This is a genomic window from Nocardiopsis sp. Huas11, assembly GCF_003634495.1.
Classification (GTDB): domain Bacteria; phylum Actinomycetota; class Actinomycetes; order Streptosporangiales; family Streptosporangiaceae; genus Nocardiopsis.
This window is the reverse complement of sequence record NZ_RBKY01000001.1, coordinates 2,674,937-2,698,426: the sequence shown is the minus strand read 5'-3', so window position 1 is coordinate 2,698,426 and position 23,490 is coordinate 2,674,937. Positions and strand designations below refer to the sequence as shown.

Annotated in this window: 30 protein-coding genes and 1 tRNA gene; 14 read left to right on the top strand and 17 right to left on the bottom strand. The window is 68.8% G+C overall.

Annotation, left to right across the window (positions count from 1 at the left end; translation table 11 throughout):
- Positions 1–104 precede the first annotated feature (104 nt).
- Positions 105–180, top strand: a tRNA-Arg gene (locus tag DFP74_RS12155).
- Between the two features lie 135 nt (positions 181–315).
- On the opposite strand, the gene DFP74_RS12150 is transcribed toward DFP74_RS12155, so the two are convergent.
- From DFP74_RS12150 to DFP74_RS12125, 6 genes are all read right to left on the bottom strand, one after another.
- Positions 316–504: a tyrosine-type recombinase/integrase gene (locus DFP74_RS12150; protein ID WP_121181797.1), complete on the bottom strand. Its 189-nt coding sequence runs from the start codon at positions 502–504 to the stop codon at positions 316–318.
- Positions 505–647: 143 nt separating this feature from the next.
- On the bottom strand, positions 648–1,919 hold the full coding sequence (locus tag DFP74_RS12145) for a HipA domain-containing protein (protein WP_121181796.1): 1,272 nt from the start codon (positions 1,917–1,919) through the stop codon (positions 648–650).
- Complete coding sequence (locus tag DFP74_RS12140) at positions 1,912–2,313, bottom strand: helix-turn-helix domain-containing protein (RefSeq protein ID WP_233570933.1); 402 nt, start codon at positions 2,311–2,313, stop codon at positions 1,912–1,914. Before DFP74_RS12140 ends, DFP74_RS12145 begins: the two co-directional genes overlap by 8 nt.
- A 704-nt stretch (positions 2,314–3,017) precedes the next feature.
- Positions 3,018–3,452, bottom strand: a complete 435-nt coding sequence (locus DFP74_RS12130; RefSeq protein WP_121181793.1) for a DUF4260 domain-containing protein — start codon at positions 3,450–3,452, stop codon at positions 3,018–3,020.
- Positions 3,453–3,486: 34 nt separating this feature from the next.
- A complete protein-coding gene (locus DFP74_RS33515) occupies positions 3,487–3,651 on the bottom strand; it encodes an alpha/beta fold hydrolase (protein WP_158612995.1) in 165 nt (54 codons plus the stop codon).
- Positions 3,652–3,783: 132 nt separating this feature from the next.
- Entirely contained in the window at positions 3,784–4,428 is a 645-nt protein-coding gene (locus DFP74_RS12125; RefSeq protein ID WP_121181792.1) for a hydrolase, read from the bottom strand.
- 300 nt (positions 4,429–4,728) lie between these two features.
- Here DFP74_RS12125 and DFP74_RS12120 point away from each other — a divergent pair, with 300 nt between their 5' ends.
- The 6 genes from DFP74_RS12120 (at position 4,729) to DFP74_RS12095 (ending at position 10,290) form a co-directional block, all read left to right on the top strand.
- Entirely contained in the window at positions 4,729–5,688 is a 960-nt protein-coding gene (locus DFP74_RS12120; RefSeq protein ID WP_121181791.1) for a DUF5996 family protein, read from the top strand.
- A gap of 191 nt (positions 5,689–5,879) precedes the next feature.
- Positions 5,880–6,983, top strand: a complete 1,104-nt coding sequence (locus DFP74_RS12115) for an LLM class flavin-dependent oxidoreductase (protein ID WP_121181790.1) — start codon at positions 5,880–5,882, stop codon at positions 6,981–6,983.
- 130 nt (positions 6,984–7,113) lie between these two features.
- Positions 7,114–8,166: a pirin family protein gene (locus tag DFP74_RS12110; RefSeq protein WP_121181789.1), complete on the top strand. Its 1,053-nt coding sequence runs from the start codon at positions 7,114–7,116 to the stop codon at positions 8,164–8,166.
- Positions 8,167–8,281: 115 nt separating this feature from the next.
- Entirely contained in the window at positions 8,282–8,680 is a 399-nt protein-coding gene (locus DFP74_RS12105; protein WP_121181788.1) for a GNAT family N-acetyltransferase, read from the top strand.
- On the top strand, positions 8,677–9,132 hold the full coding sequence (locus tag DFP74_RS12100) for a carboxymuconolactone decarboxylase family protein (protein ID WP_121181787.1): 456 nt from the start codon (positions 8,677–8,679) through the stop codon (positions 9,130–9,132). The genes DFP74_RS12105 and DFP74_RS12100 overlap by 4 nt, the downstream gene beginning before the upstream one ends.
- A 126-nt stretch (positions 9,133–9,258) precedes the next feature.
- Positions 9,259–10,290, top strand: coding sequence for an MsnO8 family LLM class oxidoreductase (locus tag DFP74_RS12095; RefSeq protein WP_121181786.1), 1,032 nt, complete (start codon positions 9,259–9,261; stop codon positions 10,288–10,290).
- Positions 10,291–10,297: 7 nt separating this feature from the next.
- Here DFP74_RS12095 and DFP74_RS12090 read toward each other — a convergent pair whose 3' ends face one another.
- From DFP74_RS12090 to DFP74_RS12055, 8 genes are all read right to left on the bottom strand, one after another.
- Positions 10,298–12,160, bottom strand: a complete 1,863-nt coding sequence (locus DFP74_RS12090; protein WP_121181785.1) for a carboxylesterase family protein — start codon at positions 12,158–12,160, stop codon at positions 10,298–10,300.
- Positions 12,161–12,399: 239 nt separating this feature from the next.
- Complete coding sequence (locus DFP74_RS12085; protein ID WP_121181784.1) at positions 12,400–12,708, bottom strand: GNAT family N-acetyltransferase; 309 nt, start codon at positions 12,706–12,708, stop codon at positions 12,400–12,402.
- Between the two features lie 107 nt (positions 12,709–12,815).
- Positions 12,816–13,982 carry an MFS transporter gene (locus tag DFP74_RS12080; protein ID WP_199725620.1) on the bottom strand — a complete coding sequence of 389 codons (1,167 nt, stop codon included), beginning with the start codon at positions 13,980–13,982 and terminating at the stop codon, positions 12,816–12,818.
- Positions 13,983–14,285: 303 nt separating this feature from the next.
- Positions 14,286–15,125 carry an alpha/beta fold hydrolase gene (locus DFP74_RS12075; protein WP_121181782.1) on the bottom strand — a complete coding sequence of 280 codons (840 nt, stop codon included), beginning with the start codon at positions 15,123–15,125 and terminating at the stop codon, positions 14,286–14,288.
- Positions 15,126–15,190: 65 nt separating this feature from the next.
- Positions 15,191–15,391 carry a hypothetical protein gene (locus DFP74_RS12070; protein ID WP_121181781.1) on the bottom strand — a complete coding sequence of 67 codons (201 nt, stop codon included), beginning with the start codon at positions 15,389–15,391 and terminating at the stop codon, positions 15,191–15,193.
- Between the two features lie 54 nt (positions 15,392–15,445).
- Positions 15,446–15,658, bottom strand: a complete 213-nt coding sequence (locus DFP74_RS12065; RefSeq protein WP_121181780.1) for a hypothetical protein — start codon at positions 15,656–15,658, stop codon at positions 15,446–15,448.
- A 199-nt stretch (positions 15,659–15,857) separates the two neighbouring features.
- A complete protein-coding gene (locus tag DFP74_RS12060; RefSeq protein WP_121181779.1) occupies positions 15,858–16,082 on the bottom strand; it encodes a (4Fe-4S)-binding protein in 225 nt (74 codons plus the stop codon).
- A 303-nt stretch (positions 16,083–16,385) separates the two neighbouring features.
- A complete protein-coding gene (locus tag DFP74_RS12055) occupies positions 16,386–17,015 on the bottom strand; it encodes a TetR/AcrR family transcriptional regulator (RefSeq protein ID WP_121181778.1) in 630 nt (209 codons plus the stop codon).
- A gap of 122 nt (positions 17,016–17,137) precedes the next feature.
- Here DFP74_RS12055 and DFP74_RS12050 point away from each other — a divergent pair, with 122 nt between their 5' ends.
- A complete protein-coding gene (locus DFP74_RS12050; RefSeq protein ID WP_147453859.1) occupies positions 17,138–18,187 on the top strand; it encodes a methyltransferase in 1,050 nt (349 codons plus the stop codon).
- A gap of 135 nt (positions 18,188–18,322) precedes the next feature.
- A complete protein-coding gene (locus DFP74_RS12045; protein WP_121181776.1) occupies positions 18,323–19,048 on the top strand; it encodes a flavodoxin family protein in 726 nt (241 codons plus the stop codon).
- Positions 19,049–19,096: 48 nt separating this feature from the next.
- On the opposite strand, the gene DFP74_RS12040 is transcribed toward DFP74_RS12045, so the two are convergent.
- Positions 19,097–19,564, bottom strand: coding sequence for a MarR family winged helix-turn-helix transcriptional regulator (locus tag DFP74_RS12040; RefSeq protein ID WP_121181775.1), 468 nt, complete (start codon positions 19,562–19,564; stop codon positions 19,097–19,099).
- A 144-nt stretch (positions 19,565–19,708) separates the two neighbouring features.
- Here DFP74_RS12040 and DFP74_RS12035 point away from each other — a divergent pair, with 144 nt between their 5' ends.
- Entirely contained in the window at positions 19,709–20,032 is a 324-nt protein-coding gene (locus DFP74_RS12035) for a S9 family peptidase (protein WP_233570932.1), read from the top strand.
- Between the two features lie 78 nt (positions 20,033–20,110).
- Here DFP74_RS12035 and DFP74_RS12030 read toward each other — a convergent pair whose 3' ends face one another.
- Positions 20,111–20,473 (bottom strand): helix-turn-helix transcriptional regulator, encoded by a 363-nt coding sequence (locus DFP74_RS12030; protein ID WP_233570931.1) that lies wholly within the window; start codon positions 20,471–20,473, stop codon positions 20,111–20,113.
- 37 nt (positions 20,474–20,510) lie between these two features.
- Between DFP74_RS12030 and DFP74_RS12025 the strand changes: the two genes are divergently transcribed.
- The 4 genes from DFP74_RS12025 (at position 20,511) to DFP74_RS12010 (ending at position 23,013) form a co-directional block, all read left to right on the top strand.
- On the top strand, positions 20,511–21,530 hold the full coding sequence (locus DFP74_RS12025; protein WP_121181774.1) for a zinc-binding dehydrogenase: 1,020 nt from the start codon (positions 20,511–20,513) through the stop codon (positions 21,528–21,530).
- A 558-nt stretch (positions 21,531–22,088) separates the two neighbouring features.
- A complete protein-coding gene (locus DFP74_RS12020) occupies positions 22,089–22,316 on the top strand; it encodes a hypothetical protein (protein WP_121181773.1) in 228 nt (75 codons plus the stop codon).
- A gap of 157 nt (positions 22,317–22,473) precedes the next feature.
- Positions 22,474–22,707: a hypothetical protein gene (locus DFP74_RS12015; protein WP_121181772.1), complete on the top strand. Its 234-nt coding sequence runs from the start codon at positions 22,474–22,476 to the stop codon at positions 22,705–22,707.
- A gap of 96 nt (positions 22,708–22,803) precedes the next feature.
- Positions 22,804–23,013 (top strand): hypothetical protein, encoded by a 210-nt coding sequence (locus DFP74_RS12010; protein ID WP_199725618.1) that lies wholly within the window; start codon positions 22,804–22,806, stop codon positions 23,011–23,013.
- Between the two features lie 182 nt (positions 23,014–23,195).
- On the opposite strand, the gene DFP74_RS12005 is transcribed toward DFP74_RS12010, so the two are convergent.
- Complete coding sequence (locus tag DFP74_RS12005) at positions 23,196–23,489, bottom strand: hypothetical protein (RefSeq protein WP_121181770.1); 294 nt, start codon at positions 23,487–23,489, stop codon at positions 23,196–23,198.
- Between the last annotated feature and the right edge of the window lies 1 nt (position 23,490).

The window sequence follows — 23,490 nt, the reverse complement described above, 5'->3', positions numbered from 1 at the left end:
GCGCACACTCACAAATCGGTTCGAGGCCCGCTGACACCGTGATACAGTCGGAGACGTCGCCAGGGAGGCCAAGGGCCGAACGGGCGACACACAAATGAATACCTGCACTCGTAGCTCAATGGATAGAGCATCTGACTACGGATCAGAAGGTTGGGGGTTCGAGTCCTCCCGAGTGCACCACCATGAGACAGTGGAGAAGCCGCCCGAACTGCGAAAGCAGCTCGGGCGGCTTCTTTTGTGCCGCCCTTCGGAGAGACCGGTTCAAGGCTCCGATGCACATTCAATGCACATGGCTGGAGTAGGTGGACACCCGGCTCACGCGGCGAGCACCCGCAGCCGAGCGGCGTCCATGGCCTCGGCGACCTCGTCCAGGCGGTCGGGGAACAGGTGCCCGTACCGGTCCAGGGTCATGGTCGCGGTCGCGTGGCCGAGCATCGCCTGTACGACCTTGACGTCAGCGCCGGCCGCGATGGCGAGTGACGCGGCTGTACCAAGGTGGACCATTCTGGTTCAGGAGCGTTCCACCGCGTACCAGGGGTGAGCCAGGGCCCCGATATCAGACCAACCCATGCACCCACTGTTCCCACCACAGGGGAGAGGCTCCCATGGCGGTGGCCTCGGGAGAGAGTGGGCGCAGCCACGGGATGTCAGTGATCGCCGAGACGGTCCAGGATGTGCCGGGTATGGATTTGCAACGCGGGAAGGGCCCTCTCCGCCACCTCTTGGGCGCCCGGGGCGGAATCGGCAATCCCTTCCAGGGATTCCTCGAACGCCTTCGGGAACGCTTCGGCCAACCCCACCACACGCCCGATCAGGAGCTCCGGATCCAGACCGAGGGTTTCAGCGGCCTTCCTCAGTTGGTGGCGCCTGATCCGTGACGCGATGCGCTCGCCACCGATGGACAGGGCCACCGAGCGTTCGACATTCCGGGCATCGTAGGCCAGACCCGTCGCCAGGTCGTACAGCGGAGCCACACGCGTCAGCCCCGGTGCTCGAAGGATCGAGATGTTCTTCGCGTGCCCGTCGGGGGCACCGGCCACCAGGTTGATGAGCAGGAAGTCCGCGAGGGCGAGCCGGTCGTCGAACAGACCCGTCGATTCGCGGGTCATGATGCGCATCATGTCCGCCAGCCGTGGACCGTTCCCGGCCTCGTACTTGTGCGCCGGCATCCGTCCGCATGCCTGCGCGAAGTCCTCCTGGTGCGTGCGCAGGACACGGTCGCCGGACAGGGAGCGGTCGAAGCGGTCGATCACGATGGCCCACTGCTCACCGAACCGGGTGAAGGTGCTTTTGGCGACGACCACGCCCACGGCCGAAGCGGCCTCCATGGTCACGTGCTCGACCAGGGCCTGATGGTGGAGCTGCCTGATCCCCGGCTTGACGATGTGCGTGGTGGCGGCGCTGCCGTGGGCCGTGTGCCAGCGTCCGTCGATCTTCGCGAGTGCGAACTTCTCCTGCTGGCCGCCCAACGACCAGTGCTCGCCCGGCATCGTCCAGGACGGCTCCTCGTCAGCGAGTGCGCGGATCCGCTCTGCGATGTCGGTGTCGCTGATCGGGTGGTGTTCGCCGTCGCGTGTCCGGAGGTCTTCCAGGTCCTCCTCACGACAGAACTGGACGGCTCCCGGACAGTCCCAGCCCATCGCCGCGAGGATGCCGAAGGCGTCCTCGGCGGAGACTCCGAGCTGGTCGGACCACGCGGCACGGGCATTCTCGTTCTCGGGAAGCAGTCCGAACAGGTAGGGCTTGACCCTCTTCGCCGGATGGGTGCCTCGTTGGATGGGAAGGCGCGCGGACAGTGCCACCTCACCGTCCTGCACGTACTCGGCCGTGTAGGAGAAGGAGGGGTCGTCATCGGAGGCCGCGCGTTCCAGGTGGCCCACGACCTGGCCCGACAGCAGGACGACCAAACGCTCAGTCATCGCTGGTGTTCCTGGTACCACTGGCCGGCAGACCCCAGGCAGCTCGGCGCGCGCGCGAGGTCGCACGCAGATCGGTGTCGACGGCGTCCGGCGGACCCTGCTGGGTCGTGGGCTTCTCCGCGGACGCGGTGCGGGCCCGGTCAGGGTGCGACTTCACCTGTCGCTGCTCCTCGGCGTTCGATCGCAGGGTCAGCGTGAGATCCAGAGCGGCCAGCAGCCGAAGCAGGGGCTCCAGCTCGGCGCCGCGGTGGCCGGCCTCGACGCGGGCCAGCCAGGAACGGGCGACATTGGCCCGGGCGGCCAGAGCCGCCTGGCTGAGTCCCTTGGACATCCGGGCGTCGCGGACCAGACCACCGAGCTTCGACCACCCGGTCAGGGTGAACTCTTCTGACATCACATGTGCTCCGTCCTCGTTCGAGGACATTCTAGGCATGTCCTCGAACGAGGACAATCGCGAACTGTCCTTGTTCGAGGACAGAACGGGCCGAACATCTTCGGAGTGGGGTGAACGTGCGGAGCCCTCTGCACGGAACCCCTCCTGTCACCGGCGAGGTTCTGTGGGGTTCGTGCGACACGGCCAACGCAGCGGCGCAAGCCCATCGGGCACCCACCGTCCGACGCCGGCCATGGGACTCGAACCGGCCCCCACGGCATGAGGGGTCGCCAGATCCGCAGAGACCTCGGGAGCCGCCTTGGAGACAGATTCCGGCGGCGTGGCGCAAACGTGGATTTGTGCAGCGAGGAGGCGGTGCCACATGGGCTCTGACTTGCGGATATTCATCCCATCATGATCTGTCTACGGATCAGGAGGTCAGGGGTTCGAGTCCTCCCGAGTGCACCACCTTGAGACAGTGGAGAAGCCGCCCGAACTGCGAAAGCAGCTCGGGCGGCTTCTTGTGTGCCGTCTTTCGGGGAGGCCCGTTCAGGGCTCCGTCGGAACGTCGAAGACCTCGGTGAAACCGGTGGTGAGGTCCGTGCGCTGAAGGGGCACCGGGGCGAACGCGCACTCCCCGGTCGGCGGCGACCTTACGATCCAGGGGGTCACGCCGGCTGTTCGCCTCGTGTCCAGGTGCAACTGATGCAAAGTCAGACGCACCTTCACCGCAGGGGGTGGTGAGCTCCCCGATCGGGGTTCGCGCGCCGATCCTTGCCGATGACGCCGAGGTGGGTGTGGGTGAACGGGCCGAGTTTCAGCCCGTACCCCAGAGCGCGGTCGACGGCGACATGGAACCCCCAGCAGGCCGCGAGCAGCACCAGCCCATCGGCGTTGATATCACCGAGCTGCAGGCCGGCCCAGCCCGTGACCAGGGCCGCGGGGGCGGCGTAGTTGTGCACCAGGTTGTAACACCACGCCCCCACCCGTTGGCCCGCCAGGTAACCCAACGCGGAGAGGTCGAAGGCCAGGAACGCGACCAGCAGCAGCCACCACGGCTGCCCCCACGCGATCACCGCGAGGACGATGCCGACGGCGATCAGCGCGTTCTCCGCACGCTGCCACCCGTAGGCCTGACGATGCGATGGCTCGACGGACATGCCGGCTCCTTCTCGTTCCCTGTCACAGGCTGGTTCAGACGGCAGCGCGCCAGTCCCCGATGATCCGCACGACCTCGTCCAGGCGGGACTTGAAGAGGAAGTGACCACCGTCAAGGCGCTCGATACGCCCATCCGGTGCGTCGCGGCGGAACACCGTGGCGCCGGCGATGTCGAAGATCTCGTCGTTCTTCCCCCACACGACCAGCGCGGGGACACGGAGTCAAGCAGCCACTGGTGGACCTGTGGGTCCAGGGATCGATGGCCGGCGCAGTCGGCGAACAGGGCGAGCTGCGCCCGGTCGACACCAGGCCGAGCCATCAGAGCGATGGGCTCAGAGCTGGGTGGCCAGCAACTGCATCTCCCAGGCGAAGGCGACGCCGCTGGCACCGCCGTGCTGCATCAGGATCTCGGCTTGGCCCGATGCGGTCTCCTCACGAGCCCAGTCGCGCTGCCACTCGGCGACCACGGCCAACCAGTTGAGCGGCGTCACGTCGGCGTCGATCATGCGCCGCACGGCCATCTCGTGGGCTTCCACCGACACACCCCCCGACGCGTCGGTGACGGCGTAGACGTCGTAGTCCTCACCGGCCGCCTGGATCGCCGGCATGGCCACACAGATCTCCGTCCAGAGTCCGGCCATGATCACCTTCCTGCGGCCGGTCGCCCTGACGGCTTCGACGACCCGCTCGTCCTCCCAGGTATTGATGAGCGTCCGGTCGATCGGCTTCTGCTCCGGGAACACGTCCTGGATCCCCTGGATGAGGTGACCGCCGCGCTCCGCGAGCACGGTGGTCAGGATGGTCGGGACGTCGAACAGCTTGGCGGCCTTGGCCAGGCCGACCGCGTTGTTGAGAACGACGGACGGCTCATGGCTGTGCAGGTTGGCGACCTGGAACGGCTGGTGGTCGATCAGGAGGAGGACGCTCTCCTCCGGCGTCAGCAGGGCGTCGAGTCCGTTCTTTGCCTTGGTGCTCATGGCGGTACCTCTCGGGGGTTTCGTGTTCTGGGGGCTCGGACGGCGGGTGGCCGACCAAGTAGATGACACATCATCCACATTAGCATTTTTAGATGACGCGTCAACAAATGCGGGCACACATCCCAGACTCCCGGACCAAGCGCGGACCTCGCCATGAAGTTGACTCATCATCTACTATCTGGACTACGCATCAATTACTTCCGGGCCCGCGCCGAACCGGGGGCACCGCGGGCACAGGGCCCCATCGGCAGGACACGACCCCGCGCTCCCGGATGACACCGCGAAGGAAGCGAGAACCAGATGACCGACTCATCGACCACGAACTGGCCGAGCCTGCGGGTCTCGGACTGGACGGACACCCGTGAGACCCTGCACATGTGGACCCAGATCGTGGGCAAGATCCGCATGGCCCACGCCCCGCTGGTCAACCACTGGTGGCAAGTGCCCCTGTACGTCAGCCCGCGCGGACTGACCACCTCGACCGTCCCCTACCGCTCGGGGGCCTTCGAGATCGAGTTCGACCTCCTCGACCACCGGCTCGAGGTCCGCAGCAGCGACACCGGCACACGCGGCTTCCCCCTGCGGCCCATGACGGTCGCGGCGTTCTACTCCCAGGTGATGGACCTGCTCGACCGGCTCGGGATCAAGGCGCCGATCCGACCGGTCCCCAACGAGGTCGACCCGGCCATCCCCTTCGCGCAGGACCACGAACACGCCTCCTATGACGCCGAGGCGGTCACCCTGTTCTGGCGCCAGCTCCTGCAGGCCAACCGGGTGGTCGGCGAGTTCCGCTCGCACTTCGTCGGCAAGGTCAGCCCGGTGCACTTCTTCTGGGGCGGGATGGACCTGGCCTGCACCCGCTTCTCCGGACGACCGGCCCCCGAACACCCGGGCGGAGTGCCCAACTGCGGCGACTGGGTCATGGTCGAGGGCTACTCCCGAGAACTCTCCAGCTGCGGCTTCTGGCCCGGCGGTGGCGAGGAAGGCGCCTTCTACTCCTACGCCTACCCCGCACCCGACGGCTTCGCGGAACAGTCGCCCGGCCCCGAGGGCGCGTTCTACAGCACCGAGTTCCAGCAGTTCCTCTTCCCCTACGAGGCCGCCCGCACCGCGCCCGACCCCGACCGCGCCGTGGCCGAGTTCCTGCACAGCACCTACGAGGCCGCCGCGAACCTCGGCCACTGGGACCGCCCGGCACTGGAGGACGACCCCCTGCGCTGGCACGGAACACCCGCGACCACGGGGAGCGACGGAAACTGACCGGGGGTCCACTGGCGGCAACCGGCGGCCACGATCGGCAAGCAAGCACAATATGGTTGATGGGTCAATAAAATCCGAAGCATACAGTTGGCTGATCCACCGCACGGTGACGATGTCGGGACAGGAGCGACCAGGCCCGGCGCCTCGTTCACCACACCAGTCGAAGCAGCAACCACAGGGAGGTGGGTGCGATGCAGTTCGGGATCTTCACCGTCGGTGACATGACACAGGACCCCGCCACCGGTCGGACGCCGACCGAGCACGAGCGGATCAAGGCGATGGTCGCCATCGCCGGCAAGGCCGAGGAGATCGGGCTGGACGTGTTCGCCACCGGCGAGCACCACAACCGGCCGTTCGTGCCCTCGTCCCCGACCACCATGCTCGGCTACATCGCGGCGCGTACCGAGCGGATCATCCTGTCCACGTCCACCACGCTGATCACCACCAACGACCCGGTGAAGATCGCGGAGGACTACGCGATGCTCCAGCACCTGGCCGACGGGCGCGTGGACCTGATGATGGGCCGCGGCAACACCGGCCCGGTCTACCCCTGGTTCGGCCAGGACATCCGGCAGGGCATCCCGCTGGCGCTGGAGAACTACGCCCTCCTGCGCAAACTCTGGCGGGAGGACGTGGTCGACTGGGAGGGCAAGTTCCGCACACCGCTGCAGGGCTTCACCTCCACCCCCCGCCCGCTCGACGGCGTCCCCCCGTTCGTCTGGCACGGCTCGATCCGCTCCCCGGAGATCGCCGAGCAGGCGGCCTACTACGGAGACGGCTTCTTCGCCAACAACATCTTCTGGCCCAAACGGCACTTCCAGAAACTGATCAACCTCTACCGCAGGCGTTTCGCCCACTACGGCCACGGCACCCCGGAGCAGGCCATTGTCGGTGTCGGTGGTCACATCTTCATGCGTGCCAGGTCCCAGGACGCCGTCGAGGAGTTCCGGCCCTACTTCGACCACTCCCCCCTGATGGGCGGCGGGCCGTCGTTGGAGCAGTACATGGAGGAGACCCCGCTGACCGTCGGCAGTCCCCAGCAGGTCATCGACAAGACCCTCACCTTCCGCGAGAACTTCGGCGACTACCAACGCCAGCTGTTCAACGTCGATGGTGCCGGGGTCCCCCTGAAAACCGTGCTGGAGCAGCTCGACATCCTCGGTGAGGAGGTCCTGCCGGAGCTGAGGAGGGAATTCGCCAGAAACCGGCCGACCGGCGTGCCCGACGCCCCCACCCACGCCTCGCTGCTCGCCGCCCGCGCCGCCGGGGACGCCTCGGCGGCGGTGACGGGCTGAGGCGCGACGTCGAACCCGCGGGACGGACACCCGTTCCGATCCGTGCCGGCCCGCCGGGTCGCGCCCGTATCCACGTCCACGTCCGCGCCCGTATCCGTGTCCGTGTCCGTGCACCAGGAAGAGCACCGCAATGACCAATACAGAGATCCACCCTGACGCCTTCCTATGTAGCGAGGGCGGCCTCCCCGGCCCCTTGGCCGCGTGCGAGGGCGGCGCTCCGGTCGAGATCATCACCGCCCGCGAGGTGCCCCTGGGAGGGCCGCGCGCGATCAACGTGCGCCGCACCCTGCCGCAGCGGCAGCGCTCGCTGATCGGCGCGTGGTGCTTCGTCGACCACTTCGGCCCGCACGAGGTGGCGGACACCGGCGGAATGGACGTGGCCCCGCACCCGCACACGGGGCTGCAGACGGTCAGCTGGCTGTTCGACGGCGTCATCGAGCACAACGACTCCGGCGGGAACGCGGGCACCATCCTGCCCGGCCAGATGAACCTGATGACGGCGGGATCGGGTATCTGCCACTCCGAGACCTCCACCCCGGAGGCGGTCCGGATCCACGGCGTGCAGCTCTGGGTCGCCCTGCCCGACGAGGTCCGGCACAGCCCGGAACGCGGGTTCGAGCACTACGCGCCCGAGCCGGTCGAGTTCGATGCGGGCACGGCACTCGTGTTCCTCGGCTCACTGCTCGGTTCGCGGTCGCCGGTGCGCATGTACACGCCGCTGGTGGGGGCCGAGCTCAGGCTGAACCCCGGCGGGGTCCTCGCCCTGCCGGTCGACCCCGGGTTCGAGCACGGCCTGCTGGTGGACACCGGCGATCAGGTCAGGCTCGAAGGCGTGCGCGTACCCAAGGACGCCGTGGGCTACACCGGGGTGGGCGCACAGACCCTGCGGGTGGCCAACGAGGGCGACCAACAGGCGAGGCTCGTGCTCCTGGGTGGAACCCCCTTCGGCGAGGAGGTCCTCATGTGGTGGAACTTCCTGGGCCGTACGACGGAGGAGATCACGCGCTACCGGGAGGAATGGCAGAGCCGCGGCGAGCGGTTCGGGGAGGTGGAGGGCTACGTGGGGCACGGCGGCCCCGGCCGCAACCGCGAGGGGATGTCGAGGATTCCGGCCCCGGAGCTGCCGCCGGTGCGGATGCGCCCCAGGAAGAACCCGCCGCCGCACGCACAGTTCAACGGCTGACCGGCACCGCGCACACGACCTCCACCAGGAACCGGGGGCAGCCGCGTCCAGCGCGCCCACCAGAGAGACCGGGCCGAACACCGTGCCCGCAGACAAGCAAGAAGAGGTGTCCGACATGACCGAACAACGAACGGACAAGACGGGTGCGCCCGTGTCCATCGCACTCGACCAGGACCGCGCCATCAGCGCCTACACCGTGAGCGTGGACGGTGAGGCCCTCGCCGGACGCGCGGACTTCGTCGACCCGCCGCAGGCAGCCGACGAGCGCGTCTTCTTCCACACCGAGGTCGCCGAGGAGTTCGGCGGCCGGGGCCTGGCCGGGCTGCTCGTCCGCGAGGCACTGGCCGACAGCATTCGCAGGAACCTCACCGTCGTGCCCGTGTGCCCGCTGTTCGCCAGGCACCTGAAGGAGCACGGCGACGAGTACGAGGCTGGGGGCGGACGGTTCCGTCGGCCGCGACCGGCCGACCTCGCGCTGGTCAAGGAGACGGTCGAGAACGCGGGTGACGCGTGAACGCCGAACGCCCCTTCATCGACAAGGAACACCCCAAGGTCTACGGGGCGATGCTCAAGGCGGCCACGGCCTCCCGGGCCGCGTCGCACGAGGCCGGTCTGGGCGACGACCTCATCGAGATGGTCAACATCCGGGTGTCCCAGATCAACGGTTGCTCGACCTGCCTGAGCATCCACTTCCCCAAGGCCCGCAGGGCCGGGGTGGAGCAGAGCACCCTGGACGTGCTGCCCGCGTGGCGCGAGACGAAGCTGTTCACGGATCGGCAGCGGGCCGCGCTCGAACTGGCGGAGTCCCTGACCGTGATCGACCCGGCCCTCGACCGGCAGGCCGTCAACGCCCGTGCGGCCGCCCACCTGACCACCGCCCAGATCTCCGCGGTGGAGTGGACGACCACCCTGATCAACGCGTTCAACCGCATCTCGATCGCCAGCGGACATCCGGTGATCGGGTAGGAGCAGGCGGGACAGGCGGGAGTAGGCAGGAGAGCTCAGTGGTTCCTACTGTCGTGGCGGTCCGCGGCACGGACGGCCCGCCACGGCGGTAGGACAGCCGCACCGCACGAACGGGGTCTGGAACTGATGCGTGTCTCCCTGCTCGACCGCTCACGGACCCGCGAGGGCGATTCCGACGCGGAGTCCATCGCGACGACCGTCGAGCGGGCGGTACGCGCGGACGAACTGGGCTTCCACCGGTTCTGGACCGCCGAGCACCACGCGGTCCCGGGTATCGCCGGCGCCGCCCCCACCGTGCTGCTCGCGGCGATCGGCGCCCGCACGCGCCGTGTCCGCCTGGGCACCGGTGGGGTCATGGTGCCCAACCACAACCCGCTGGTGATCGCCGAGCAGGCGTTGCTGCTGGAGGCACTCTACCCGGGCAGGATCGACCTGGGGCTGGGCGGCTCCCTGGGCTTCACCGCTCCGATCCGGCGCGCGCTCGGGCGGACCGCGCTGCACGGGGACGACTATCCGATCGAGGTCGAGCGGGTTCGGGAGTATCTGGAAGGTCGGGCCGAGATCACCGCCAGACCCGACGTCGGGCCTCCACCGGTTTTCCTGCTGGCCGTCCGGGGCGGCCTGGCCCTGGCCGCGGAGCTCGGCCTCCCTGCGGTGGTCGGCGGGCCGACCGTGCGCGACGAGCCGCGCCTGGCCGCGTACTTCCGCGACTTCCGCCCGAACGCGACCGCGTCAGAGCCTTATCTGGTGCTGAACGTGGACGTCTCCGTCGCGGACACCGAGGAGCGGGCCCGCGAGCTTCTGCTGCCCGACGCCTGGGCCTACGCCGAATCGCGGGACGTCGGCGAGTTCCGCGCGCAGCGCCCGGTCGGGGAAGTACGCCGGCTGCTCGACGGCACCACCCGGGAGAGAAAGCTGAAGGCGGTGGACGACTGGGTGGCCGGCGCGCTCTTCGGTACCCCGGAGCAGGTGGAGGCCTCGCTCACCGAGCTCGTCGAGCGCACCGGTGCCTCGGAGGTCCTCGCGAACGTCAGCACCTACGACCGCGACGAGGTCCGGAGGACGGACGAGTTCCTCGCGTCGCTCCAGACCCCTGAGCGGATCGCGGTCGGGCCGTACGTGCGCCCCGACACCGGCGGGGCGCACGTACGGCGGTGACCCCTCATCAGGGGACCGGGCCGTCGAACTCCATCCAGAAGTCGACTGACTCCGGACGCGGGCGGGGCGCCACCGCACTGCCGCCGTCGAACTCCATGACCTGCTCGGGCTCCTGAGCCACCGTGGGCCAAGCGGGCAGGCCGGGCCCATTGGGGTCGCCGGTGCGCGCGAAGTTGACCCAGTAGGCGCTCATCTGGTCGCGGAGCCGGTAGTCGGTCTCGGTGTAGGCGGCGTCGCTGTCGGCGCCGAGGTTGTCGAAGGCGTAGGGCACCTCCGCTCCGTGGTAGGAGCCGTACTTCTCCAGCCCCTCCTCCGGTGGAACGTGGGAGAAGAAGTAGAGGAAGGCGTCCGACGCGCCGGACTGTGTCTGCAGCCGGGCCCAGCGGTGCATCGCCCGGGTCATGACCTTGTCCGTCTGGGCCTGCAGGAGCGAGTCGAGGACCTGCTCCTCGGTCTCTCCGGGGTAGAGCTCCAGGAACCGTTCCGCGTCCTCTCCGTGCTCCTCTTGGACCGACGCACGGTACTCGTCGACGGCGGTGTCGGGTGGCAGGGCCAAACCCAGGGAGGCCTCGTCCGCGTTGCTGCCTACCAGGAGCGGCACGTCCAGTTGGTCGCCTGAGGCGTAGACTTCCGCGGGTGTGGTGGGGAGCACGTGGCCGTCGATGAAGGGCCGCCAGTGGCCGACCAGCGGTTCCGCGGCGTCCAGGATCCGGTTCAGGGGCATCGCCCGCATCTCCTCCAGAGTGGCACCGCCCAGTTCCTCGCTCAGGCGGAGTCCGGCGTCCGTGGCCGTCTCGCGGGTGTCGAACTGGGCGCCGTCCTCGGTGTCTCCGGTGGTACCCATGCAGGCTCCGCTACCCCCGATGACGCGATCCACGAGGTCCTCGGCCAGAGGGGTCGCGCCCAGGAGGCAGACGCTCTCGCCGCCGGCCGACTCTCCGGCCACGGTCACCTCGTCTGGGTCGCCACCGAAGGCCGCGATGTTGTCGCGGATCCATTCCAGGGCGGCGATCTGGTCCTGGATACCGTAGTTGCCCGAGGCCTCGCCCCCGGATTCGTCGGCGAGGTCGGGATGGGCGAGGAAGCCCAGGACGCCCAGCCGGTAGTTGAGGGTCACGGTGATCACCTCGCCCCGGGAGGCCAGAGCGGCGCCGTCGTAGAGCGGCAGCGCGCCGGAGCCGGTCATGAAACCCCCGCCGGGGATGTAGACGAGGACGGGCAGCGGCTCCGCGCCGCGCTCGGTCGCCCGCCAGATGTTGAGGGTGAGGCTGTCCTCGCTGACCGGATACGGGTTGAGGAGGGTGCCCTCCAGCGGGACGTCGATGACCTGCGCGAGCGCCCGCGTGGTGAAGGCGGACTCGCTCTGGACGGGAACGTCGGAGAAGCGGTCGGCTTCGAACACCTCGGTACGCGGCAGTGGAGGCCGGGGCGCCCGCCAGCGCAGTTCTCCCTCCGGCGGTTGGGCGTAGGGGATGCCCGCGAAGACCTCGACCGTGCCCGGGTCGTTGAGGACCCCTCGGACCGGCCCCTCCCACGTCTCGACGAGTTCGGTCGGGGTACGGTCCTGACCTCCCGCGAGACGGTTCTGCGGTGCCGGGTAGGCGGCCATCGCCGTGGCGCTCACGAGTACGCCCGCGAGCAGCCACGCCCCGGTGCGCAGCAACCAGTGGCCACGCAGCCACCAGCGGGCCGTCGCGACCGGGGCCGCGAGCAGCACGGCGATCAGCGCCCACCCCCACCACGGGCTCTGGTTGAGCCACAGGAGCACACCTGCGACCACCGCGAGGGCGGGAAGCGGCAGCCAGCGCCGCAGGGCCCGGAGCGCGCGCAGGACACCGGCCGGGCGTGGCTTCAGCTCCTCGGTTCCCATCTCTCTCTTTCCGTGCCGCTACCCCGGTCAGGACCGCGATCAACGGCCCTGGCCACGGCAAGACCCTGCTCGGTGACGTGGGCGGGCATGAGGGTGGTCTGCAGAACGCTCGACACCGCGATGACCCCCCGGGGTCGAGCCGAGGACCAGCCGGTTGCGGAACAAGAACCGCCATCCGTCGTTCAGCCCGGGGACGAGCCGCCGGTTGCGGGCACCGTCGTCACCAAGGCCGTCTCCGTTCAGTCGCTGACATTGCTGCGGGACCGGTAGAGCAGGTCCTGGTACTCCGGGTGGCGGGACATCCAGCCCGAGAAGAAGGGGCAGGTCGGGAGGACCCCCAGGCCAGCGGAGCGGGCCTCGTCCAGAGCCGTGCGCACCAGTGCCGACCCGACCCCCCGGCCCTCGTACTCCGGCGACACCTCGGTGTGCACGAACGCGATGAGTTCGTCCGTGCGGATGTACTGTGCCAGGCCGGCCACGCCGGTCGCTCCGTCGACTCGGGCCTCGTAGCGCTTCGCCTCGGGCGCGTCACTCACTTCAACAGACATGCCTTCTCCTTCTGACGTCTTCGGATGCAGACGTACACTCACTGAATTTGAGTGATAAGTCAACTATTTTTCCGGTGGGGTCCACCACCGCCCCGGGCCGGTGGGCGTCAGTGCGCCCCCACCGGAACGCGACGCTTCCATGCGGCCCAGACGATCAGGCCGAGGAGTGCGACGGCTCCGGCCGCGCCGCTGGTCAGCGGCCATCCCACGGCATCCCAGAGGATCGCTGTGAGGGTGGAGCCGACGGCTCCCCCGATGAAGTTGCCGACGATGAGCGCGGTATTGAGCCGGCTGCGGGCCTTCGGGTCGATGGCCATCACGCTCGTCTGCACGAGGACGAGCACCGACTGGATCCCCACCGACGAGACGGCCGCAGCGGCGAAGACGACGGCGAGACTGCCGCCGGCGAGAGCGGCGGCGACCATCGACAGCAGGGTCAGCGCGAGCCCGGCACCGATCGCCGGGAGCGCCCAGCCGCGATCGGACAGTCGGCCGACGTTCTGCGCGGCGACGGCTCCGGCCACTCCGAGCAGGCTGACCAGCCCGATCTGGGTGACGGAGAATCCGTACGGCGCCGAGGAGAGCAGGAACGTCAGGCCGGTCCAGAACATCGTGAACACAGCCATGACGCACGCCCCGAGCAGCATGAGGACGCGCAGCCCCGCGGACTCCCGCACGGCGGCGAACACGGAACGGAGCAGCGCCCCGTAACCGGCGCTCGTGGTCGCGGGCATCCGGGGGATCGACCGTGCGAGCAGCAGTGCGAAGACCAGGTTCAGCACCGCGGCGAACACGAAGACCGATCGCCAGCCGGCCAGGTCGGCGACGAACCCGCTCACGACCCGGGCGATGAGGATGCCGAACAGCAGACCGGAGGCGACCGTCCCGATGGTGCGTCCGCGGTTTTCCGGACGGGCGAGGTCAGCCGCCAACGGGGTCAGGAGCTGACCGGTCACACTGCTCAGCCCGACGACGAGCATCGCGAGGACCAAGACGGCGTACGAGGGGGCCGCGGCGGTGGCGAGGAGGGCCAGGACCGACACGGCCATGACCGCGGGGATCAGCCGGTGGCGCTGGAGCGTGTCCCCGAGCGGAACGATCAGGAGGGCTCCGAGCGCGTAGCCGACCTGGACCCCGGTGATGATCAGACCCGCGAAGCTCGGCGGCACGCTCAGGCCCGCGCCGATGCCGTCAAGGAGTGGCTGCGCCCAGTAGAGGTTGCCGACGACGACACCTCCGGAGAGCGCGAAGATCAGCGTCAGGACTCCGCTCATCCGCGCTCGGGGGCGACGGGGACCGGCTGCTCGTTGTTGAGGGCTCACCGTGGCACTCATGGGATTCCTTCCGACCGACGTGGGGCCCCTGCCGACCGGTGCCGCGCAGGTACGCGGTACTAAGCCGTCGGTGGGGGTGGGGAAGCGGCCGTTCAGCGGCCGTTGGCAGCGGTTCGCGCGGATCGGACGAGTCGTCCGTGCGTACGGGATCCGTGCCGTGCAGTCCGGCGAGAGGGTCTGCGCCGGACCGCACGGATCCGGGTGCGCCGGGACGGCCAGTGGTCCTCGGCAACCGGCTGACCGCTAGCGGAGGAAGTCCAGGAGGGCGGTGTTGACCTCTTCGGCGTGCGTCCACAGCAGCCCGTGCGGGGCGTTGTCGACCTCCACGTACCGCGCCTGGGGCAGGAGCTTGTGGAACCGGCGAGCGGTGGCGTCGATGGGCAGGATGTTGTCCGCGGTGCCGTGCAGGATCAGGGCGGGCTTGCCGCTGGCACGGACCGCCTCGACGTCGGCGCGGAAGTCCTCGATCCAGGAGGAGACGACCGCGTAGGCCGCCACCGGGGCGCTGGAGGCCGCCACGTTCCAGCTGTTGGTGACCGCCTCCTGGCTGATCCTGGTGCCCAGGGTGTCGTCGAGGTTGTAGAAGTCGGCGAAGAACTGCGTGTACCAGGCGTAGCGGTCCTCCTTGGCCGCGGCCTCGATACCGTCGAAGACGTCCTGCGGAACACCTTCGGGGTTGTCGTCCCGGGCGACCAGGAAGGGCTCCAGCGAGGCGAGGAAGGCGAGCTTGGCGACCCGCTCGTGGCCGTACCGGGACACGTAGCGGGCGAGCTCGCCGGTACCCATCGAGAACCCGACCAGGACCACGTCGCGCAGGTCGAGGGTGGTGAGCACGGTGTCCAGGTCGGCGGCGAAGGTGTCGTAGTCGTACCCGGAGCCGACCTTGGACGACCTGCCGAACCCGCGGCGGTCGTAGGTGATGACGCGGTATCCGGCCGCGAGCAGCTCCCGCGTCTGGCGCTCCCAGCTGTGCCCGTTCAGCGGGTACCCGTGGATGAGCACGACGGGCTGGCCCTCGCCCTGGTCCTCGTAGTAGATCTCGACCGGGGAGCTGTTCTCGTTTCCGACAGTGACGTAACCCATGATCTGCCTTCTCTCAGCTTTCGGATGGTGCGGCGACAGGGCGTGTTCGCACCGAAGCCGTGTTTTCACTGGGCGCCGCGGCCCATGGGAAACCCTGTTCCCGACATCAGGTCAAGCGGAACCGCGCTTCGGGTCGGCATGGCCTGACGTGCCGCCCCGCCCTCCTCGACGACGAAGCTGCCCTGCGACGGCGACTCGAAGGTGGATTTCACCTTCAACGGCCCCAGGTCGAACTGGTAGCTCTTGCCGACCGATTGCGCGGTCATGGATTTCCTGCCTCTCACTGCCGGAGAAACCGGCGGTTGAGTTGAAAAGTCACGTCAGAGAGGTGTTCCGACCGTTCGACCCCGTTGCCCTCGGTCGTCGAAGTAGAAGGCCTTGCTGACCAGGTGGTCGCTGGATCCGGTGAACCATCCCGGGCGTATGCGGGCGACGGAGTAGACCGCCGCGGCCAGGGCGGCCTCGGTGAGGATGGCGGTGTGGAACAGCCCCGCCTCACCCGGTGAGGCGTGCCGCAGCTCCGGTGTCCGCACGAGAACGACGACCGGCCGGAGCGGCCGAGGGTCACCTTCGGCCCGCTCTGCTCCAGCACGCTCAGGCCGACCCCGTCGCGGTGGTAGACGGTCGTTCCGAGGTCCGCGACGTTCAGCGTGACGTCGCCCATCGAGGTGTCGGCCGCGAGTCGTGTACCTGTGCCCATGGTCCTCGCCCACTTGCTTGCATGCCGCCGTCTCATCCGACGCGGCGGTACTCCAGCGCACCCGAAGGACAGCGCCGCACCACCTCGGCCGTGCGATCGGCGGTGGCGTTGTCCGGCTGGATCCACGGACGCTGCTCGATGTCGAACACCTCGGGCAGACCGCGGACGCACTCGGCGGCGTGCCGGCAGCGCCCCGCCTCGAAGGTGACCGCGATCGAACGCCCCTCGTACGTCTTCTTTCCGGATCCGTCGCTCATGCCTGCCCCCGTCACCGCGGTGCCCGCCTTCGACCGGCCTGGGCCGGTCCTGCTTGGTTCGACCTGAACGCCACGCTAGCAAGATGTAGTTGACTCATCAACCCATGTGCCAAGAATTGGCCGACCGAACCCCGACCTTCGCAGCGCCAAAACTCCACGTCAGGGCAGCTTTTTGCACTCCTGAGCAGTACCGAGACTTGATGATTAGTCAACCAATGAGGTTTAATCATGCGCATCACCGCCGGAGTACCGACGGTCCGGCCACAGAGCGACCATGAGGGGAGGGCGATCCGACAGACGATGTCAGCCGGAGCCCGGCCCGCCGAGGGCCGCGACCGCCTGGGCGCCGAGCCAGGACTCGGCCCGTCCGTAGTCCCAGCCGCAGTCCTTGAGCAGGGTGCGCCAGGCGGCGATCCCGAAGCAGAACCAGAGGCGGTCCGAGACCTCCTCGACGTCCAGGCGCTCGGACACGAACCCCTTCGCGATGAGGACGGTCGCGGCTTCGCGCAGCGCGCCGCGGTAGCTCCCCACGACCTGCCCCCAGATCCGGTCGGCGCCCTCGTCGCCCAGCGAGGCGTACAGCAGGTCGATCGAGTCGCCGAAGCGTTCGTGGTCGGAACGGGTTCCCCGGGCGAGGCAGGCGGCGGCCGCGGCCAGGTCGGGAGCGGAACGGAGTTCCTCGATGGTCGCGGAGGCCGCGGATTCGGCCACGTCCAGCCTGAGCAGCTCGCGCAGGAGTTCGGCCTTGGTTCCGGCACTGGCGTACACCGTCTTGACCGCGGTTCCGGCCTCACGAGCGATATCGGCCATGGTCACCCGCAGGTACCCGCGGCTGACGAACAGCCCCCGCGCCGCGTGGAGGATCTCCTCCCGGGTGCGGGCGGCGTCGCGTTCACGGCGGGGGGAGCGGTAGGCCCTGGGCTCGGAAGACACGTCCGGATTCTAACTTCTACACACTTGACGAATTCAATGCACGCAGCCTAACCTCAATTCTGGCCGACAGCCGCGCCCCGCTGCCGAGCGTGCGGACCGAACCCAGTGAAACGAGATTCACCATGGCCCCAGAAGCGGCATCGGCCCCCTCGAACGAGCAGCCCTCCGGCGCGCTCTCCGCCCGGATGGCGGGGATGCTGTCGGGGTTCGCCGTCTCCCAGGCCCTCTACGCGGTCGCCAAGCTCGATCTCGCGGCGAAGCTGCTCGCGGGACCGCGCACACCGGCCGAGTTGGCGGAGGAGACCGGCGTGCTGGAAGACCCGCTGCGCCGGGTCCTGCACACCCTCAGCGGTGTCGGTGTGGTGACCCACCAGGAGGGCGGCCGCTTCGCCGTCACCGACCTGGGCGCCACCCTGGCCGAGGGAACCCCCGGATCCCTGCGCGGAACCGCGCTGCTGTGGATGGAGACCCACTACGAAGCGTTCGGGGAGCTCCTCGGCACACTGCGGACCGGCGACACCGGGTTCGCACTGCGCCACGACCAGGAGTTCGTCCCCTACCTGCGCGAACACCCCGAACACCTGCCCAGCCTGACCTCCGCGATGGCCGAGCTGAACGAGGGACCGCGTCAGGCCCTGCTGTCCGGCTACCGGCTGCCGGAAGGCGAGGTCGTCGCGGACATCGGCGGCGCCGACGGTTCGGTGCTCGCGGCCCTCCTCGCCGACGAGCCCCGGCGGCGCGGCGTCGTCATGGACCTGCCCGGGGTCGTTCCCGCCGCCACCGCCCGGATGAGCGCGGCCGGACTGGCCGACCGGGTGAGTGCGGTCGGCGGCGACTTCTTCGCCGGGGTGCCCTCGGCCGACGTCTACCTGCTTTCCGCGGTCCTGCACGACTGGCCCGATGAGGACTGCGCCCGGCTCCTGGCGCGCATCACCGAGGCGGCCCGACCGGGCGCCCGGCTGGTCGTGATCGAGTCGCTGCTGCCCCTGGGCGACGAGCCGCACCCGAGCAAGCTGAGCGATCTGATCATGTTGACGATGGCGGGCGGGCAGGAACGTACCGAGTCCGAGTACACGGCTCTTCTGGGCGCTGCCGGGTTCGTCGTCGACAGGACCGTCGTGGCCCCGGCCGGCGGTTACTGCGCCATCGAGGCGACCCTCAAGGCCGGTTGAAGACCGCAGACCGGGCCCTCACCACACCGTTGGCCCGCCACCGTTTCGCCCTCCCTTCGGCGCCGATCGGCGAGCCGAGGGGACGATTACACTGAGTTACCGGTCGACGCGGCCGGACCTCCGAAAGGACATCCCATGGCCGTACCCGTGAGCGAGAAGCCCGACTTCAGCGGGCTGCGCGCGCTCTACATCAACTGCACCCTCAACCGGTCCCCGCAGCTCAGCCACACCCAAGGGGTGATCGACCGAAGCGCGGCGATCATGGAGGCGAACGGGGTCAGCGTGGACCAGTTCCGCGCCGTCGACCACGACATCGCCACCGGAGTCCGCCCGGACATGACCGAGCACGGGTGGGAGAGCGACGAGTGGCCCGCGCTGCTGGAGCGGGTCCTGGCCGCTGACATCCTCGTCATCGGCGGGCCGATCTGGCTGGGCGACAACAGTTCGGTGACCCGTCGGGTGATCGAGCGGCTCTACGGCTACTCCGGCGTGCTCAACGAACAGGGGCAGTACGCCTACTACGGGCGCGTGGGCGGCACCCTGCTCACCGGTAACGAGGACGGCCTCAAGCACTGCGCGATGAGCATCCTCTTCAGCCTGCAGCACATCGGTTTCACGATCCCGCCCCAGGCCGACGCGGGTTGGATCGGTGAGGTCGGCCCTGGCCCGTCCTACCTGGACGAGGGCTCCGGCGGCCCGGAGAACGACTTCGCCAACCGCAACATCAGCTTCATGACCCACAACCTGATGCACACGGCCTCGATGCTCCGACGCGCCGGCGGCTTCCCGGCCTACGGCAACCAGCGCGCGGCCTGGGACGCCGGCTGCAGTCCCGACAACGCCAACCCCGAACACCGCTGACCGTCGGGGAAGGTTGACGCGCGTCCGCGCGAAGGCCGTGCCGCCGAATCAGTCCGACTGCTTCTCCATATGGTCCAGGACGCGTTGAGAGAGCCGGGCGAACGTGTTGAGCTGGTTCGGCGTCATGGCCTCGACGAACAGACGGCGGACGTGCTCGACGTGCACGGGCGCAGCCTCCTGGATCGCCTCGTAGCCGAGCGGAGTGGCGACGACGAACGCTCCGCGCGCGTCGTCGGGACATTCCTCCTTGGACACGAGCCCGCGCTTCACCATCCGCGAGATCTGGTGGGACATGCGGCTCTTCTCCCACTCGGCGAGTTTGGCCAGTTCCAGGAAGCGCATCTTGCCGTCCTTCGCCTCGGTGAGCCGGACGAGCACCATGTAGTCCGCGGCGGACAGTCCGGAGTCGGAGCGGACCAGGCGGGACAGCCTTCCGATGAGTGCTTCCTGCATACGGATGAAGTTCTCCCAGGCCCTCTGTTCGTCAGGGCTGAGCCAGCGTGGTTCCTCATTCATGGGCGCAGTCTACAGAGTTCGTTGACACTTCATCGAAATGAGCCCCCATGACCACGGCGGCGAACCCCGGCGGTCGAGGATCCGGATCGCCCGGATCCTCGACCGCGCCGAAGTGTCCGTTCCCCGCGGGGGCGCCGCAGCCTCGTGAACAACTACCTGCGCTACTTCGGTGACCCCGAGATCCCCGAGCAGAAGGCCGACATGCTGGCCCGCTCACCGATCAGCCGCGTCGACGACATCACCGCGCCGGTTCTGCTGATCCACGGAGCCAACGACGTCCGGGTGACGCGCCGCCACGCCGACCGGGTCTTCGAGGCTCTGCGTGCCCGCGGCACCGAAGTCGAGTACCTGCTGAACGAGAACGAGGGGCACTGGTTCATCGACACCGACAGCGACATCGAGTTGTACGGCGTACTCGAACGTTTCCTCGCCCGCCATCTCGGCGGCCGCTCCTCGACCACCACCTGACCCGCAATCCACCGGGGTACGGGCCCACCGTCGGGCCCCTGCGCTGCAACGGCGGCCTACCCGGAGCCGCGTTGGGATCTAGAACACGTCGCCCAAGGTCTCCAGAAGGCGGGCGATGTTCGCCTCGTCGCGGCGGTAGTAGGTCCACTTACCCCGCCGAGTGGCGACGACCAGCCCTGCCCGCCGCAGCATGGCGAGATACTGCGAGGTGGTCGACTGCCCCAGACCTGCACGCCGTTGAATGTCGGTCACGCAGACGCCGATCTCGACGTCGCCGGACTCCTGGCCGGGGAAGCTCATCGGCTCCTTGAGCCACACCAGCATCTGGCGGCGGGCCGGGTTGGACAGGGCCCGGAACACAGCCAGCAACTCCGTCTCCGAGAACATGTGGTGATCGTAACGCAGCTCATTGACGATTCGGGATATGGCGATCTGAGTCATATTGACTATTCGGGATATGGCGATCTAAGATCGGCGCGTGTCTACTTCGATGCGTGTGATGGAACTCGTCCGCTTCGGTGACGCGGACACCGCGTTCGCCGCCCAAGAGCTGCCAAGGCCCACTCCCGGACCCGGCCAGGTCCTGGTGCGCGTGCTGGCCACGTCCGTGAACCCCCTCGACCTCCAGACCCGGCGCGGCGACTACCGAGACCAGGTGGCGCTGCCCGCGGTGATCGGCAACGACGTGTCCGGCGTGGTGGTGGAGACCGGCCCCGGGGCGGACGACTTCCAGCCGGGTGACGAGGTCTGGTACCTGGCGCCGATCTTCGCCGGACAGGGAACCTACGCCGAGTTCCACGTGGTCGACCAGACCCTGGTCGCCCGCAAGCCTGCACGGTTGTCGCACGTCGAGGCCGCTGGTCTCGCGCTCGTGGGCGTGACGGTGTGGGAGGCGCTGGTCGACCGCACCGGGGTGCAGGTCGGCGAGCGGGTCTTGGTGCACGGCGGAGCGGGCGGGGTCGGCTCGGCCGCCATTCAGCTCGCCAAAGCGCTGGGAGCCGTGGTGGTGACCACCGCACGGGCAAGGGATCACGAGTACGTCACCGGCCTGGGAGCCGACGTCGCGATCGACTTCTCGGCCGGCGACTACGTGCCGCAGGTCCGCGCCCTGGGCGGGGTGGACGTCGTGCTGGACACGGTGGGTGGGGACACCCTCGCCCGTAGCCCGGAGATCCTCGCCGACCGGGGCCGTGTGGTGTCCATCGTGGACACCCCCGAACCCCAGAACCTGCTCGCCGCGTGGGGCGTGAACGCGACCTACCACTTCCTCTTCGTCAGCCCCGGCAGAGCGAAGCTTGAGGCCCTTGGCCGGATGGTCGACCAGGGCGAACTCCGGCCGATGATCGGCGCTGTGCTACCGCTGGCCGACATCGCACAGGCGCACGCGCTCTTGGAGGGCGGCTCTTCCGGCGAGGGCCACAGACGCCCACGCGGCAAGATCGCCGTCGCCGTGCACCCCCTGGACGAGCCACCCCACCGGGCCACGCCTTCGCCTTGAGCGACTCGTCCGTCCCAGCCCGGGACGGACGGCGCAAGGCCAACCCCCGCTCGCACTCCGACGTCGGTCATGGGACTCGAACCGGTCTCCACGCCGTGGAGGGCTTGACGTGAGCAGAGGCCTCGGAATCCGCCTCGCTGACGGATTGCGGCGGCGTGGCGCATACGCGGCGAGGGGTGGCCCTGCAGGGCCGATGTGACACCGTTGACCTGGCTTATTCATGGGTGATGGGATTACTACGGATCAGGAGGTCAGGGGTCCGAGTCCTCCCGAGTGCACCACCTTGAGACAGTGGAGAAGCCGCCCGAACCGCGAAAGCAGCTCGGGCGGCTTCTTGTGTGCCGTCTTTCGGGGAGGCCCGTTCAGGGCTCCGTCGGAACGTCGAAGACCTCGGTGGTGGTGAGGTCCGTGCGCCGAAGGGGCACCGGGGCGAACGCGCACTCCCCGGTCGGCGGCGACCTCGCGATCCAGGGGGTTGCACCACCTGTTCGCCTCGTGTCGACTTACCGACAGGCGCCGACATCAGCCCGCCCCCACGGCCACCCGGCAGGAGCACTCGTGACGGATCGCAGTCCCCGCCTGCTCCTGACGATGAGGGCGGCTCATGGAACGATGTTCCTGGGTGCCCTGGGGCTTCTGGTGATCGCCAGTCCTCTCATGGGTGAGCCGATCTGGCCATACATGCTTTTCGCGGGGACCATATTGGTGCTGTCCTCGGTGAGTTACTGGCTGATCCGCCGCAACGACCAGGAGGAGAGCCCCACGTCCTCGCCGGATGCGGCGTAGGCGGTGCATCTTGGTCGAGCCGGAGGCACGACACGCGCCATTGTGGATCGGTCGCGCCAGGACCCGTGCGGGGCCGGGACCGTGGTGCCCGCCCCAGACGGTTGCTGTAGTGGTGTCCGGAGTGAGTGGACCGACGACCCGCCCGAGAGAGGCCACCGTGCCGACCGAACCTCAGGAAGTGACCGTGCCACAGGAGTGGGACCGTGTCGACGAACTGCTCTTCGACGGCCGCCGCATCCAAGCGGCACAGGCGATCCGGGAGCAGTTCGGCCCCATGACCATCCACGAGACCATCGTGACCCTGGGCGAACGCTTCGAACACCTGAGCCAGAACCACCCGGAGAGCTTCAACGTGAGCCTGGACGGCTACTGGGACCACTTCTACTCGTAGACCAGGCCCTGCCGTACATCAGCCCGCCCCCGCCACCACGACCACAGAGCGGACGTCCCCCACCGCATGCAGCCCAAGCCACCTCGCCCATGGTTCGTGTTGATCAGCGGCGTCGTCGTGGTGTGCGCCGCCATCTGCATCGTGGTGGAGCCGGACGTGGGTGGCTCCTTCGTCTTCATGGCGTGGGACGTACTCATCACCTGGCTGATCTGCCTGGTCTTGGGCACCTACAAGTACGTCGTCCACAGACGTGCGTTCCGGGAGCATCGGCTCACGTCGCTCACCGACGGCGAACCCGACCCATAGACGCCGGTCATGGCCGCGTTCGACCACCGGCACCACCTTCCCCGTGGGCACACCACAGGACCGGACGAACTCGAGTCCGTCCGGCTCGCCACGGAGGGTCCGTACCTCGTCGCGGTCGCGCGGGAACTTGACGGGCCCCCGAATCGGGACGCGCGATGGGGCCCGGCGTCAGAATCCGCCGGTCACGTCAGGGCGTCTTCGAACTCCTCGACGCGTTCCGGGCACATGTGCTCGATCCCGATCCGTAGCGCATCGGGGCTGCCGCCCTCGTTGAGGAAGTCGAACACGACCAGGGACGGGTCGTCGGACTCGCACGCGGCCTCCACCGCCGCGGTGACGCCGTTCATGTCCTCGGGAACCGAAACACCGTGATCCTCCAGGGCCTGGCGGTGGGCGTCCTGGTCGTAGGCCTGGCTCGAGCACGCCGTGGCGGCGAGCAACCCGGCGGCGGTCATCAGGGGCAGGGCGACGCGCATG